This is a genomic window from Hydrogenophaga sp. (assembly GCF_050182545.1).
In the GTDB taxonomy this organism is placed as follows: Bacteria; Pseudomonadota; Gammaproteobacteria; order Burkholderiales; family Burkholderiaceae_C; genus Hydrogenophaga.
On sequence record NZ_JBFXCD010000008.1, the window covers coordinates 134788 to 149186 of the forward strand.

Genomic DNA, 14399 nt, shown 5'->3' on the forward strand with positions numbered 1-14399 from the left:
GCGGAGCTTAGCGGACGATGCCGCGCTGGGGCGACACCTGCCCGAGGAAATCCAGCATCATGTTCACGTCCTGAGCCACTTCGGAGGCCCCCTCGCCCAGACCGCGGATGCGCTCAAGCGACTGGTCCAGCGTGAGGTCGTCCCGGTAGAGGGCCTTGTGCATGGCCTTCACCGCGGAAATGCGCCCGGGCGTGAAGCCTCGCCGGCGCAAGCCTTCGAAGTTCATCGAACGCGCCTGCGCGGGCTGGCCTTGGCACATCACGAAAGGAGGAAGATCGGCGAACAGCAGTGAGCACATGGCCGTCATGGCATGGGCACCAATGCGCACGAACTGATGGACCACCGTGAAGCCGCCCAGGATCACCCAGTCGTCCACCACCACATGGCCCGCCAGCTGCGAATTGTTCGCGAAGATGGTGTGGTTGCCGACCACGCAATCGTGCGCCAGGTGCACGTAAGCCATGATCCAGTTGTCATTGCCCACCTGCGTCACCGCCCGATCACCGGGCGAACCGATGTTGAATGTGCAGAATTCGCGGATGGTGTTGCGGTCGCCGATGACCAGCTCGCAGGGCTCGCCCGAATACTTCTTGTCCTGCGGAATGGCACCAAGCGAATTGAACTGGAAGATGCGATTGTCACGGCCGATGGTGGTGTGGCCCTCGATCACGCAGTGGGCACCGATGGTCGTGCCGGCCCCGATCTTCACGTGGGGCCCGATCACCGAGTACGGCCCTACGCTCACCGTACTGTCAAGTTCCGCAGCCGGATTAACCAGCGCAGTGGCATGGATCAGAGACACGAGGCGACCTCCCGCATGGTCACGCAATGGTGCGCATGGTGCACATCAGCTCGGCCTCGCAGGCCACTTGGTCACCCACCCGCGTAACGCCCTTGAACTTGAAGATGCCGGCCTTCATGCGTTCCAGCACGACATCCATGACAAGCTGGTCACCGGGCTCGACCGGTCGCTTGAAGCGCGCCGCATCGATACCCGCGAAGTAGTACACCGTCTTGTCGTCGGGCGTGACGCCCAGCGTATCGAACGCCAGCAAGGCAGCCGCCTGCGCCATGGCCTCCAGCATCAGCACACCCGGCATCACGGGACGGTGCGGAAAATGCCCCACAAAAAACGGCTCATTGATCGTGACGTTCTTCAGCGCCTTGATGCTCTTGCCTTTGTCCAGTTCGAGCACCCGATCCACCAGGAGGATGGGGTACCGATGTGGCAATTTTTTGAGAATCTCGTGAATGTCCATCATGGCTTGGGGTTGTTTTGAAGTGCCTGTCCGATTGCCTGTTCTGCGGCCTTGAGGCGCTCGCGCAAGCGGTTCAGCTGTTTGAGAGAGGCGGCATTCTTCTCCCAGACCGCATTGTCGTCGATGGGAAACATACCGGTGTAATGGCCGGGCTTGGTCAGCGAACGCGTGACCACCGAAGCGGCGGACACGTGCACACCGTCGGCCAGCCTGAGGTGCCCTAGCACCACCGCACCACCACCAATGGTGCAGTGCGCGCCGATGGCGGCACTGCCCGCCACGCCCACGCAACCCGCCATGGCCGTGTGCGCGCCCACGTGCACGTTGTGACCGATCTGGATCAGGTTGTCGAGCTTCACGCCGTCCTCAATCACAGTGTCGTCCAGCGCACCGCGATCGATGCAGGTGTTGGCACCGATTTCCACCTCGTCGCCGATGCGAACCGCCCCGAGCTGCTCGATCTTGACCCATTCGCCCTGATGCGGAGCAAAGCCGAAGCCGTCGGCGCCGATCACCACCCCGGGGTGAAGCACGCATCGCGCGCCCACCGCGCATCGGTCTCCAACCGTGACGCGCGCACCCAGCACGGTGTCCGCGCCGATCTGCGCATGTTCGCCCACCACGCTGTGTGCGCCAATGCGCGCACCCCGCGCAACGATGGCGTTTGCCCCCACCACCACGAACGGCCCTATGCTCACGCCCTCACCCAGTCGGGCACTGGCGTGAACACTGGCCAGAGGATCAACGCCTGGCGCGGGCAGGATCTCATGTTCACGGCGCCACCATTGCGTCAGGCGCGCAAAGTAGAGGTAGGGATCCTCGGCAACGATGCAAGCGCCACGCGCAAGGGCTTGAGCCTGCAATGCCGGTGGGACGATCAGCACATCCGCAGCCGTGGTCGCGATCTGGCTGGCGTAACGAGCCTGGGCCACGAAGGCCAGCTCACCGGGGCCGGCCGTGGCCAGCGGCGCCAAGCGATGGACCAACAGGTCGGCCGCTCCGTGCCGTACGCCACCCAGGGCTTCAACGATGTCGCCCAGTGGTTTCGACACGTGCAGCCCTGGAGTTACTTGGCGCCGTTCAAGCCGCTGAGCACCTTGTCGGTGATGTCGTGCTTGGGATTGATATAGACCGCTTCCTGAATCACGAGATCGTATTTCTCGGATTCGGCGACCTGCTTGATAACGCGGTTGGCACGCTCAAGCACGCTTTGCAGCTCCTCGTTCTTGCGCAGGTTGAGGTCTTCCTGAAACTCGCGCTGCTTGCGCTGGAAATCCCTGTCCTGTTCCACCAGCTGGCGCTGGCGCGCCACGCGCTGCGCATCCGGTAGCGTCGGCGACTCGCGTTCGAATTTCTCCGATGCGGCCTTGAGCTGAGCCGCCAGGCCCTGGATTTCCTTCTCGCGGCGCGAGAATTCCTGCTCCAGCTTGGTCTGCGCCGCCTTCGCCAGATTGGCCTCGCGGAAGATGCGATCGGTGTTCACGAAACCAATCCGCAGGTCCTGTGCCGATGCCACAAGCGCGCTCAAACCCAGCCCGACAACCAGCAGGGCGCGAGGGTTGAAAAAGCGAAAAAAAGTCTTCATCAAAAGGAGGTTCCGATCTGAAACTGGAATTTCTGGATTCTATCGCCAGGGAATTTGCGGATGGGGTTCGCCAGGGCGAAACGCAGCGGGCCGACGGGAGAGATCCAACTCAGGCCCACGCCGACAGAGGCCCGCAGGTCATTGGCGTTGGCCCGGGTGTCATTCTCGCCGTAGACGTTGCCGACGTCGACAAAGGCAAACATGCGCAGCGTGCGGTCATTGCCGGCACCGGGAAACGGCGCGATGAATTCGGCGTTGAGCGCCAGGCTGCGGTTGCCGCCGATATTGACGACCTGCCCCGCAGAGATGCCCGAGAGGATGGTCGATGTCGGACCCAGTGTGCCCTGATCGAAGCCCCGCACCGAGCCCAGGCCACCGCCGTAGAAGTTCTTGAAGATCGGGTAGGGCCGGCCGCCCAGCCCCTTGCCATAGCCCACCTCGGCATTGAATGCCAGCGTGTACTGCTTGCTCAGCGGGTAGTACTGTTGCAGCTGGTAGTTGGCTTTGACGTAGCGTGTGTCGCCGGCCACGCCCAGCTCGGTATTGAAGCGCTGCAGGCGACCCTGCGTGGGCACCAGGGCACTGTCGCGACCGTCTCGCGCCCAGCCGATGGTCAACGGTACCGAGGTGCTGCTGGCACCGAATGTGTCCGAGTACGTCTGATAGGCCTCGGGCAGGCCATTGCCCGGTTCGATCTTGGTCTGCTCGGCTCCGATGCCGAAGTAGATGGTGTCCTGCTCCGAAAAGGGCACACCGAACTTCACGCTTGCCCCAGGGGTGACCAGGCGGTAGTCACCACCCTGCTCGGTATAGGGCGTGGTCGTCCGGTAATACACGTCCAGGCTGCGCGAGATGCCGTCGGCAGTGAAGTAGGGATCCACCGTGCTCACGATGACCTGGCGATTGAACTCGCTGGTGTTGATGTCGATACCGAGGTAGTTGCCAGAACCGAACACGTTCTCCTGCTTGATGCCCGCGATGATCGACAGCTTCTCCGACTGCGAGTAGCCCGCGCCCAGCGTCAGGTTGCCGGTGGGCTTCTCCACCACCGTGATGGTCATGTCCACCTGATCTGGCACGCCTGGGACCTGCTGGGTTCCTACCTCCACCGAGGTGAAAAAGCCCAGACGGTCCACCCGGTCGCGCGAGAGGCGAATGCGGTCGCTGTCGTACCAGGCCGATTCAAGCTGCCGGAACTCGCGGCGGATGACTTCATCGCGTGTGCGATTGTTGCCCTCGATGTTGATGCGGCGCACGTACACGCGACGCGCTGGCTGTGACCGGAATACGAACGAGACCTGCTTGTTCACGCGATCGATGTCGCGCGCCGGCTCCACCTGCGCAAAGGCATAGCCAAACGCGCCAAAGTAGTCGGTGAAGGCCTTGATCGTGCTCGCCTCGTCCTCCGCGTTGTAGGCCTCGCCCGCGCGCAGCGTCACGAGAGACTTGAACTCCTCCTCCCGACCCAGATACTCACCCTCAAGCGCCACCGACTTCACCACATAGCGATCACCCTCGGTGATGTTGATGGTGATCGACATGTCCTCCTTCTCGGGAGAGATGGCGACTTGCGTGGAGTCAATGCGAAATTCCAGGTAGCCGCGCGTGAGGTAGTAGGAGCGAAGGGTTTCGAGGTCGGCGTTCAGCTTGGCGCGGGCATACCGGTCGGACTTGGTGTACCAGCTTAACCAGCCGCCCGTGTCGAGGTCGAAGAGGTTGCGCAGGGTTGACTCGGAGAACGCCTGGTTGCCCACGATGCGGATTTCCCGAATCTTGGCCACATCGCCTTCGACCACACTGAAATTGAGGTTGACGCGGTTGCGCTCGCTCGGCGTGACCGTGGTGACCACTTGCGCGGCGTACATGCTGCGGTTGATGTACTGACGCTTGAGTTCTTGTTCGGCTCGATCGGCCAGCGCCTTGTCGAATGGACGCCCCTCGGTCAGGCCGATGTCGCGCAGCGCCTTCTTGAGCACATCCTCTTCGAACTCCTTGATACCGGAAAAGCTCACGTCGGCTACAGAGGGCCGCTCCTCGACAATCACGACGAGCACATCGCCATTGATCTGCAGCCGCACGTCGCTGAACAGCCCCAAACCAAACAGAGAACGGATGGCGGTCGAGCCCTTGTCGTCGTTGTACTGGTCGCCGATGCGGAACGGCAGTGAGGCGAACACGGTACCAGGCTCAACGCGTTGCAGTCCTTCGACGCGAATGTCGCGAAGGGTGAACGGGTCCACCGCCCACGCCGGCAGGGCAGACAGCAGGGTCGTCGCGAGCACGGAGAGGGAAAGGCCGCGAAGACCGAAGTTGTTTTTTTTCATGGAAAGGAAGCGTTCAGCCAGCCAGGCGGGCCACATCATTGAACAAGGCGATGGACATGAGCGCCATGAGAACGACGACACCCCCTCGCTGCAGGCGCTCCATCCAGGCATCAGACACGCTGCGCCCAGTGACACCCTCCCAAAGATAATACATCAGGTGCCCTCCATCGAGGACCGGCAGAGGCAGCAGGTTCAACACGCCCAGGCTCACGCTAATCAGGGCGAGAAACAGCAGGTAAGACGTGATACCGAGACTGGCGGATTTGCCCGCGTAGTCGGCGATCGTGAGCGGGCCACTGAGGTTCTTGACAGAGGCTTCGCCAATGAGCATGCGCCCCATCATCTTGAGTGTGAGCCAGGAGACCTCCCAGGTGCGCACCACGCCTTGCACCAGTCCGTCCACGGCGCCCAGACGCACGGTGGTCATCTCGGGCTTGGCGCCGATGTAGGCCCCGACACGCCCGACCCAGGCATCGGCCTGCTGCACGGGCTCCGGCCGCACCAGCAGGGTCATCACCTGTCCAGCACGCTCGATTTCCCAACGTTGCTCGACCTGTTCACCAGTTGCGCCAGCCCCAGCCCGAATCCGGGACCGCAGGTCCTGGCCGTCACTCACGGGTTTGCCGTCCACGCGACGCACCACGTCTCCCGCACGCAATCCCGCGGCCGCGGCGGCTCCGCCGTCCATGACCTCGCCCACCACCGGCGCGCTCCAGGGGCTGGTAATGCCGATTCGCTGAAAAAGCGCGGCGTCGGCCTCGCGCACATCCAGCGCACCGAGCGCCAGCCGTACCGGGCGGGCACTACCACCTTCGCGCTCAGCCACCCACAAGGTCATGTCTTCGCTGGACAGGGCCGCCTGGGTCAATCGCCAGCGCAGGTCTTCGAATGACCCAACCGCGCTGGGACTGGCATCGGCGGCGGCTGCTTCGACCACCCACTCACCGCCTAGCAAGCCGGCGCGCTCGGCCACCGAGCCCGCCACCGGGCTGGCCAGCACCGGCTTCGGTTCCTCGACACCGGTCCAGTTCACCAACGCATAGATCAGGACCGCCAACAGCAGATTGGCCGCTGGCCCAGCCGCCACGACCGCCGCACGTGAGCGCAGTGGCTGCGTGTTGAACGCCAGATGCCGCTCAGCCGGATCCACGGGAGCTTCGCGCTCGTCGAGCATGCGCACGTAGCCGCCCAGGGGCAGCGCACAGATCACGAACTCGGTGGGACTGCCCTTCTTCCTCCAGCTCAGCAGCGGCTTACCAAAGCCCACCGAGAAACGCAGCACCTTCACCCCGCACGCCACAGCGACACGATAGTGACCGTATTCGTGCACGGCGATCAACAGGCCCAGGGCCACCACAAAAGCAAGAAGTGTGAGCATGACAGGTTCGCTTGCCAGGGAAACGACGGTGAACGGGTGACCTGCCCCGCCGGGTATCAGGCCGCCAGCCGATCGACACCGGCCTGCGCGACAGCGCGGGCCTCGGCATCAATCGCGAGCAGGTCCGCGAGATCGTGAGGCTTGGAGGGGCTCAACGCCTGCAAAGTTGCATGGTTGACGGCATGGATCTGGTCGAACCGCAGGCGGCGGTCCAGGAAGGCGGCCACCGCCACCTCGTTGGCCGCATTGAGCACCGCGGTTGTGCCTATTGGCCCTCCCAGCGCCTCCCAGGCCAGGCGCAGGCCCGGAAAACGCCGGTCGTCCGCCTCCTCGAAGCTCAAAGCGCCAAGTCGGGTGAAATCCAGCGCGGCCGCACCCGACTCGATGCGCTCGGGCCAGGACAGGCCGTACGCAATGGGGCCGCGCATGTCGGGCGTGCCCAGTTGCGCAACGACCGAACGGTCGGTGTACTGCACCATGGAATGGATCACGCTCTGCGGATGAATCAGTACCTCGATCCTTTCGGCGGGCAAGCCGAACAAGTAGCTGGCCTCGATGACCTCCAGCGCCTTGTTCATCATGGTGGCCGAATCCACCGAGATCTTGCGCCCCATGACCCAGTTGGGGTGCGCGCAGGCCTGTTCGGGCGTGACCTCGTGCAAGGTATCGGGGTCACGGGCACGAAATGGCCCACCGGAAGCCGTCAGCACGATCTTTTCCACCCGCCGCGCCCAGGTACCAGGATCTTCCGGCAGGGACTGGAACACCGCCGAATGTTCGCTATCGATCGGCAGCAAGGTTGCCCCGCTTTCACGCACCGTCTGCATGAACAGCGCCCCGCCCACCACCAGCGCCTCCTTGTTGGCCAACAGCAGCTTCTTGCCTGCGCGGGCGGCGGCCAGGCTGGGCGCCAGGCCTGCGGCGCCGACGATGGCGGCCATCACGGCGTCCACCTCAGTCGCTTCGCTGACCTCGCACAGGGCTCTGGCGCCCGAGAGCACCTGCACCGAAAGGCCGAGTTCGCGCACGTGCCCCGCAAGGCGTTGCGCATGGGCCGGACTGGTCATCACGGCATAGCGCGGGGAGAACTTCTGGCACTGTGCCAACAAGGTGTCAACCTGCGTAGCCGCGGTGAGCGCAAACACGGAGTAAAGCCCAGGATGCCGAGCGATGACGTCAAGCGTGCTGGTGCCGATTGAACCGGTGGAGCCCAGAATGGTGACGGCTTGCGGACGGGTCATGGCATGGGCCTCACAGAGTGACAAGCATCATGGCCAGCGGCAACACGGGCAGCAGCGCGTCGACGCGGTCCAGCACACCCCCATGCCCTGGCAGAAGCTGGCTCGAGTCTTTCGCCCCGGCAGCGCGTTTGACCAGGGACTCGACCAGATCGCCCACCACACTCATCGCCACCAGGAACACCAGCGAAAGCACCGCGATCAGAGGCCCAAACGCCCAGAGCCGGGCATACAGACTGCCGCCCTGTGCGTCGACCGCAAGCCAGCCACCAGCCAGCAGGAACACTCCCAGCAAGCCACTTGCCGCTCCCTCCCAACTCTTGCCCGGACTGATGGCGGGAGCCAGCTTGCGCCGTCCAAACGCCTTGCCCCCGAAATAGGCCGCGACGTCGGCCATCCAGACCAGCAACAGCACCGACAGTAAAAAGCCCAGCCCTTCCAGGCGAGCATGCACCATGGCCAGCCAGGCGCAGGCGATCAAGACAAGGCCGATCAACAGGCGCAGGCCGGCAGGCCAAGCCGTCCAACCGGGCACACCGCGTCGCAGCATCACGAAGGCGAGCGTCACCCAGACCAGCCCAAGGGCCATCCAGAGCGGGCGCAGCGACAGAGCCAGCCCACCCAGCAACCAAAACAGCGCCATCACTGCCCCCAGCCCGCCGCCGAGTGCCAGCGACAGGTGGGGCCTGCAGCCATTGAGCCGCGCCCACTCCCAGCCACCGGCCACGATGAGCAGCAGGGTCAAGGCGGCAAAGGGTTCGATCGATGGATAGAACAGCGCGGGCAACAGCACGGCCAGCAACAGCACGGCCGTGATGACGCGTTGCCTAAGCATGCCGCTGCCCCACCCCGGCGGACTCGGTGTCGACAACAGCCCGCTGCTCGGAGGTTTGCCCAAAACGGCGCTCGCGGCGCGCGTACTCGGCCAGTGCACGGTCCAGTTCGGCAGCGTCGAAATCCGGCCAGAGGCAGTCGGTGAACACCAGTTCCGAATATGCCCCCTGCCAGAGCAGGAAGTTGCTGATGCGCAGCTCACCACCCGTGCGAATCAGCAGGTCCGGATCACCCACGTGGGCCAGCGCGGTCGCACCGGACAAGGTCTCTTCGGAGATTTCAATGCCCTGCTGCACCAGGCGCCGAGCGGCCTGGACCACGTCCCACCGCCCACCGTAGTTGAAACACACGTTCAGGATCAGGGTGTCGTTGTGGGCGGTGGCACGCTCGGCAGCTTCCAATCCCTGTACCACGCGCGGAGACAGGCCAGTGCGGTCACCGGGGAAATGCAGTCGCACGCCACTCTTCTCCAGGCTGGGCACCTCGCGAGACAGCGCCATCACGAGCAGATCCATCAGACCAGAGACCTCCTCGGCAGGGCGGCTCCAGTTCTCGGACGAGAAGGCAAACACCGACAACACGGAAAGGCCGCGCTCGACGCTGGCCTTGACCACACGACGCAGGGCCTCCACCCCCTGCTTGTGCCCCGCGACACGGGGCAACCAGCGCTTTTGCGCCCACCGGCCGTTGCCGTCCATGACGATGGCCACGTGATGGGGCAATCGGGCTGCCGGCATCGGAGGAAGTGACGCGGAAGATGCCATGAACGGGAACCGCGGCCGCTCAAACGGCCAGAATGTCCTGCTCTTTGGAGGCCACCAGCCGGTCCACCTCGGCAATCATGCGATCGGTGAGCTTCTGGATGTCTTCCTGCGAACGGCGGTCATCGTCTTCGGACGCCAGTTTGTCCTTGACGAGCTTCTTCACCGCCTCGTTGGCATCGCGCCGCAGGTTGCGAATGGCAATCTTGGCGGCCTCACCATCACCCCGAACCACCTTGGTAAGTTCCTTGCGACGCTCTTCGGTCATCGGTGGCATGGGCACGCGGATCAGGTCCCCCTGGCTCGACGGATTCAGGCCCAGGTCGGATTCGCGGATGGCCTTCTCGATCTTCGCTCCCATGCCTTTTTCCCAGGGTGCCACGCCAATGGTGCGCGCATCCAGAAGGGTCAGATTCGCCACCTGCGAGAGCGGCAGCATGGATCCGTAGTACTCGACGTGCACGGTATCGAGCAGCGCCGGGTTGGGACGGCCTGTACGCACCTTCGTCAGGCCATTCTTGAGCGATTCCACCGATTGAAGCATCTTGTGCTCAGCGGTTTTCCGGATGTCGTCGGTGCTCATGAAAACTCCTCAATGCAACGAAAATAGATGCCACGAAGGCATCAGACGTGAACCAGGGTGCCTTCGTCACCGCCCTGCACCACCTTGCGCAATGCGCCGGGCTTGAAGATCGAGAACACCTTCACAGGCAGCTTCTGGTCGCGGCACAAGGCAAAGGCCGTGGCGTCCATCACCTGGAGGTTCTTGCCCATGGCCTCGTCGAACGAGATCGTCGTGTAACGCGTGGCGCTCGGGTCCTTGTTGGGATCGGCGGTGTAGACGCCGTCGACCTTGGTGGCCTTGAGGACAATCTCGGCACCGATCTCGGCACCGCGCAGAGCGGCCGCCGTATCGGTCGTGAAGAAGGGGTTGCCAGTGCCAGCGGCAAACACCACCACCTTGCCCTCTTCCAGGTACTGCAGCGCCTTGGGGCGCACGTAGGGTTCGACCACCTGCTCGATGCCGATGGCCGACATCACGCGGGCAACCAGGCCCGCCTTCTCCATGGTGTCGGCCAGCGCAAGCGCGTTCATCACCGTGGCCAGCATGCCCATGTAGTCGGCAGTGGCGCGATCCATGCCGACAGAACCGCCGGCCACGCCGCGGAAGATGTTGCCGCCACCAATGACGATGGCCACCTGGACTCCCAGTCGGGTAACGTCGGCGATCTCTTCCACCATGCGCACGATGGTGGCCCGGTTGATGCCAAATGCGTCGTCGCCCATCAGGGCCTCCCCCGACAGTTTCAGCAGAATCCGTTTGTAGGCTGGCATGGGACAACTTTCAGGAAATCGGTAAACAATGATTCAGCCAGCAAGTGTAGCGAGGACATTGCACCTGCCCGCAGCGTTGACCCACAAAAGCATGGGCCCACACGGCACAACGGGCCTTGCGGCCCGTTGCTTCACTTCAGCCCGAAAGAATCACGCACCCTTGGCGGCGGCGACCTGAGCCGCCACTTCGGCAGCAAAATCATCGACCTTCTTCTCGATGCCCTCGCCGACCACGTAGAGCGTGAAGCCTTTGACCGTGGTGCCGGACGCCTTGAGCATCTGCTCGACGGTCTGCTTGTCGTTCTTCACGAAAGGCTGGTTGAACAACGAGACCTCCTTGAGGTACTTCTGCACCGAGCCTTCGATCATCTTGGCCGCGATGTCGGCCGGCTTGCCGGATTCGGCGGCCTTGGCAGTCGCCACCGAGCGTTCCTTTTCGATCAGATCGGCAGGCACGTCGGCGCTGGTCAGGGCCACGGGCTTCATGGCGGCGATGTGCATTGCGGTGTCCTTGGCCGGGGTGTCTTCTCCTTCGAACGCCACCACCACGCCGATGCGGGTGCCGTGCAGGTAGCTGGCCAGCTTGTCCGCGCCGCTGTAGCGCTTGAACCGGCGGAAACTCATGTTCTCGCCGATCTTGCCGATCAGGCCCTTGCGCACATCTTCCAGCGTGGGGCCGAAGCCGTCCTGGCTGTATGGCAGCGCACCCAGCGCGGCCACGTCGGCCGGGTTGTGCTCGGCCACCAGCTTGGCAGCGGCGTTGGCCAGCGCCAGGAAGCTGTCGTTCTTGGTGACGAAGTCCGTCTCGCAGTTCACTTCGATCAGGGCACCCGTGTTGCCATCGATAAAACTGGCCACCACGCCCTCAGCGGTGACTCGGCTGGCGGCCTTGCCGGCCTTGGTGCCGAGCTTGACACGCAGCAACTCCTCGGCCTTGGCCATGTCGCCATCGGCCTCTGTCAGGGCCTTCTTGCACTCCATCATGGGCGCGTCGGTCTTGGCACGCAGTTCAGCGACCATGCTTGCGGTAATTGCCATTTTTCGGTTCTCCTGTGGCCAGTCCGATCCAGGGGGATCGGCCAGCGGGTCAAAAATTGCGATCTGCTTGTGAAAAAGGGGCTACACGAGCCCCTCTTGCAAGCAGGAGCGGGGCTCAGGCGGAGGCGTCTTCCTTGACCTCGACGAATTCGTCGGAGCCTTCGGCGGCCACGGCCTTGACGACGTCGCTCACCGCGTTGCTGCGACCTTCGATGATCGCGTCGGCGATGCCACGGGCGTACAGCGCCACAGCACGGGCCGAGTCGTCGTTGCCGGGGATCACGTAGTCAATGCCCACAGGCGAGTGGTTGGTGTCGACCACGCCCACCAGCGGAATGCCCAGCTTCTGGGCTTCGAGCACGGCAATCTTGTGGAAGCCCACGTCGATGATGAAGATGGCATCGGGCAGCGCGGTCATGTCCTGGATGCCGCCGATGTCCTTCTCGAGCTTCTCCATCTCGCGGGCAAACATCAGCTGTTCCTTCTTGCTCATGCTTTCAAGGCCGGCTTCCTTCTGGGCCTGCATGTCCTTGAGACGCTTGATCGAGGTCTTGACCGTCTTGAAGTTGGTCAGCATGCCGCCAAGCCAACGCTGGTCCACGAAGGGCACGCCGGCGCGGCGGGCTTCCTGGGCCACGATGTCGCGCGACTGGCGCTTGGTGCCCACCATGAGAATGGTGCCGCGGTTGGCGGAGAGCTGGCGCACGAACTTGGCCGCATCTTCGAACAGGGGCAGCGTCTTTTCGAGGTTGACGATGTGGATCTTGTTTCGATGGCCGAAGATGTACGGCGCCATCTTGGGATTCCAGAAGCGGGTCTGGTGACCAAAGTGGACACCGGCTTCCAGCATTTCGCGCATGGAGATAGACATGAAGTAACTTTCCAGAGGTTGAGTCTAAAATCCAGCCCCGATCACCTTGGCATTACCGGACCATTGACGGTCTGGTTGCCGCAGGCGACACCCGGTTGGGCTGGTTTGCGATTTGCTCTGCGAGGTGCCACCCGAACCGATACCCGGGTTTCCCACCTGCAAAGCCTATCGATTATAGCAGTCTTGCCACATCCATCCCACCCCGACCGCCTGGAAGGATGCCTGCTGGCAGGCTGTGTCCCGGCGCCACCTGCACCTCGTTCCATGCCCGACGTTCGATCTCTCGCCGTCAATTGTTCTCCCGGACGGTCCGCACCGTACAAATTCGCGCGTCGACCCTCCAGCGGGAGCCGCTCTTGAGGCTCGCTGTGGTGGGTGCGGGTGTGGTGGGCACCACGACCGCCTTCGAACTGACACTGGACGGACACGAGGTCACCGTCTTTGAACGCCGCAGCACCGTGGCAGAAGAAGCCAGTTTCGCCACCGGCGCCATCGTCGCCGCAGGCTGGACCGCCCCCTGGAGCCCTACCGAGCGAAGTCTGCGCATGTCCTGGACGTCTCGATCCGGCGGAATGAGGCTCCATCGGCTGCCGCGCGGGGGCGAGTGGCGCTGGTTGTGGCACTGGCTGCAGGCGGGAAGGCATGAGCGCCAGACCGAAAGCCACCGGCAGATGCACCAGCTGGTGCGCTACAACCAGGAGCGCCTGCTGTCCATCACCGAAGACCATGCACTTGATCACGACCGCAGCGAAGGCATGTTGGTGCTCTGGCGCGATCCGCGCGAGGCAGAGCAGGCACGGCCCGCGCTGCAACAGATGAAGGAACTGGGCATCGGATTCAGAGAGCTCTCGGCAGAACAGGCGCGCGCACTGGAACCAGCGCTGAATCCAGAAACTCCGCTGCATGGCGCGATCGAACTGACCGGTGAAGCGGTGGCCAATTGCCGAGAATTCGTTCTCTCCATCCGCACCCGGGCGCAACAGCTCGGTTGCCGCTTCGAGTTCAACACCCGCGTGGAGTCGATCAAACCCTGCGGCTCGACAGCGGTGGATCTGCGACTCGCATCCACAAGCGCACCGGCGTCCAGGCGGACCCCGCACGTGCCCGCCGAGACCGAACGGTTCGATGCAGTGATCGTCTGTGCTGGCGCACACAGCGCACCATTGCTTCACTCACTGGGTCTGCGCGCTCCTTTGCAGAACGTCCAGAGCCACTCCATCAGCGCCGCGCTGCGCGAACCACTGGACGCACCGCTGTCGGCCGTGTTCGATACCCGCCATGGTGTGTCCATTGCCCGACTCGGGCAACGCATCCGCGTGGCCGGCGGCTGCGATTTCGGCCACCGGCCAGGGCGGCTGTCGCGGTCCACGCTGCGGCGACTGTATGGCGCGTTGAACGACTGGTTTCCCGGCGCGGTTCGACTCGGCGGCCCGCACGGCAGCGTGCAGGAGTGGCAAGGCGCGCAGGCGACTGTGCCCGATGGCCTGCCACTGCTGGGTACCACGCGCGTGCCTGGTGTGTGGCTCAACCTGGGCCACGGCAGAGCCGGCTGGTCCATGGCATGCGGCAGTGCGCGCGCGGTGGCCGACCAGTTGGCAGGTCGCGACACGGACATGGAGCTTAGCGGCTGCTCGCCGCGGCGCTATGACCTCTGATCCAGGCCAGTTGCCCGCTCCGGCACTCGGGCAAGCATGGTGAAATGAGGCGCGCTGTTCCGGCCCTGGGCAGCGCAGCAACCGCCTTCAACCCACCTTCAGGATCAGGAGCGACGCCGTG

At 63.8% G+C, this 14399-nt stretch carries 14 protein-coding genes; 1 reads left to right on the plus strand and 13 read right to left on the minus strand.

Annotated elements, in window-relative coordinates; translation table 11 throughout:
• Positions 1–7: 7 nt before the first annotated feature.
• From lpxA to rpsB, 13 genes are all read right to left on the minus strand, one after another.
• A complete protein-coding gene (lpxA, locus tag AB7P10_RS10855) occupies positions 8–802 on the minus strand; it encodes an acyl-ACP--UDP-N-acetylglucosamine O-acyltransferase (protein ID WP_428293863.1) in 795 nt (264 codons plus the stop codon).
• Positions 803–821: 19 nt separating this feature from the next.
• A complete protein-coding gene (gene fabZ, locus AB7P10_RS10860) occupies positions 822–1262 on the minus strand; it encodes a 3-hydroxyacyl-ACP dehydratase FabZ (RefSeq protein ID WP_428293864.1) in 441 nt (146 codons plus the stop codon).
• The gene (lpxD, locus tag AB7P10_RS10865) at positions 1259–2311 is read right to left on the minus strand and encodes a UDP-3-O-(3-hydroxymyristoyl)glucosamine N-acyltransferase (protein ID WP_428293865.1); all 1053 of its coding nucleotides are present in this window, start codon (positions 2309–2311) and stop codon (positions 1259–1261) included. Before lpxD ends, fabZ begins: the two co-directional genes overlap by 4 nt.
• 14 nt (positions 2312–2325) lie before the next feature.
• Positions 2326–2844, minus strand: a complete 519-nt coding sequence (locus AB7P10_RS10870; protein WP_428293866.1) for an OmpH family outer membrane protein — start codon at positions 2842–2844, stop codon at positions 2326–2328.
• Positions 2844–5168, minus strand: coding sequence for an outer membrane protein assembly factor BamA (gene bamA / locus AB7P10_RS10875; RefSeq protein ID WP_428293867.1), 2325 nt, complete (start codon positions 5166–5168; stop codon positions 2844–2846). The genes AB7P10_RS10870 and bamA overlap by 1 nt, the downstream gene beginning before the upstream one ends.
• 13 nt (positions 5169–5181) lie before the next feature.
• The gene (gene rseP, locus AB7P10_RS10880; protein ID WP_428293868.1) at positions 5182–6546 is read right to left on the minus strand and encodes an RIP metalloprotease RseP; all 1365 of its coding nucleotides are present in this window, start codon (positions 6544–6546) and stop codon (positions 5182–5184) included.
• 56 nt (positions 6547–6602) lie between these two features.
• Positions 6603–7787 carry a 1-deoxy-D-xylulose-5-phosphate reductoisomerase gene (gene ispC / locus AB7P10_RS10885; RefSeq protein WP_428293869.1) on the minus strand — a complete coding sequence of 395 codons (1185 nt, stop codon included), beginning with the start codon at positions 7785–7787 and terminating at the stop codon, positions 6603–6605.
• 10 nt (positions 7788–7797) lie between these two features.
• On the minus strand, positions 7798–8619 hold the full coding sequence (locus AB7P10_RS10890) for a phosphatidate cytidylyltransferase (RefSeq protein WP_428293870.1): 822 nt from the start codon (positions 8617–8619) through the stop codon (positions 7798–7800).
• Positions 8612–9355 (minus strand): polyprenyl diphosphate synthase, encoded by a 744-nt coding sequence (uppS, locus tag AB7P10_RS10895; protein ID WP_428293871.1) that lies wholly within the window; start codon positions 9353–9355, stop codon positions 8612–8614. The genes AB7P10_RS10890 and uppS overlap by 8 nt, the downstream gene beginning before the upstream one ends.
• A 46-nt stretch (positions 9356–9401) precedes the next feature.
• Complete coding sequence (gene frr / locus AB7P10_RS10900; protein WP_297651052.1) at positions 9402–9962, minus strand: ribosome recycling factor; 561 nt, start codon at positions 9960–9962, stop codon at positions 9402–9404.
• A gap of 41 nt (positions 9963–10003) precedes the next feature.
• On the minus strand, positions 10004–10714 hold the full coding sequence (gene pyrH, locus AB7P10_RS10905) for a UMP kinase (RefSeq protein WP_428293872.1): 711 nt from the start codon (positions 10712–10714) through the stop codon (positions 10004–10006).
• 150 nt (positions 10715–10864) lie between these two features.
• On the minus strand, positions 10865–11752 hold the full coding sequence (gene tsf / locus AB7P10_RS10910; RefSeq protein ID WP_428293873.1) for a translation elongation factor Ts: 888 nt from the start codon (positions 11750–11752) through the stop codon (positions 10865–10867).
• A gap of 115 nt (positions 11753–11867) precedes the next feature.
• Positions 11868–12623 carry a 30S ribosomal protein S2 gene (gene rpsB, locus AB7P10_RS10915; protein WP_428293874.1) on the minus strand — a complete coding sequence of 252 codons (756 nt, stop codon included), beginning with the start codon at positions 12621–12623 and terminating at the stop codon, positions 11868–11870.
• 356 nt (positions 12624–12979) lie between these two features.
• Here rpsB and AB7P10_RS10920 point away from each other — a divergent pair, with 356 nt between their 5' ends.
• The gene (locus AB7P10_RS10920) at positions 12980–14278 is read left to right on the plus strand and encodes an FAD-dependent oxidoreductase (protein WP_428293875.1); all 1299 of its coding nucleotides are present in this window, start codon (positions 12980–12982) and stop codon (positions 14276–14278) included.
• Positions 14279–14399: the final 121 nt, after the last annotated feature.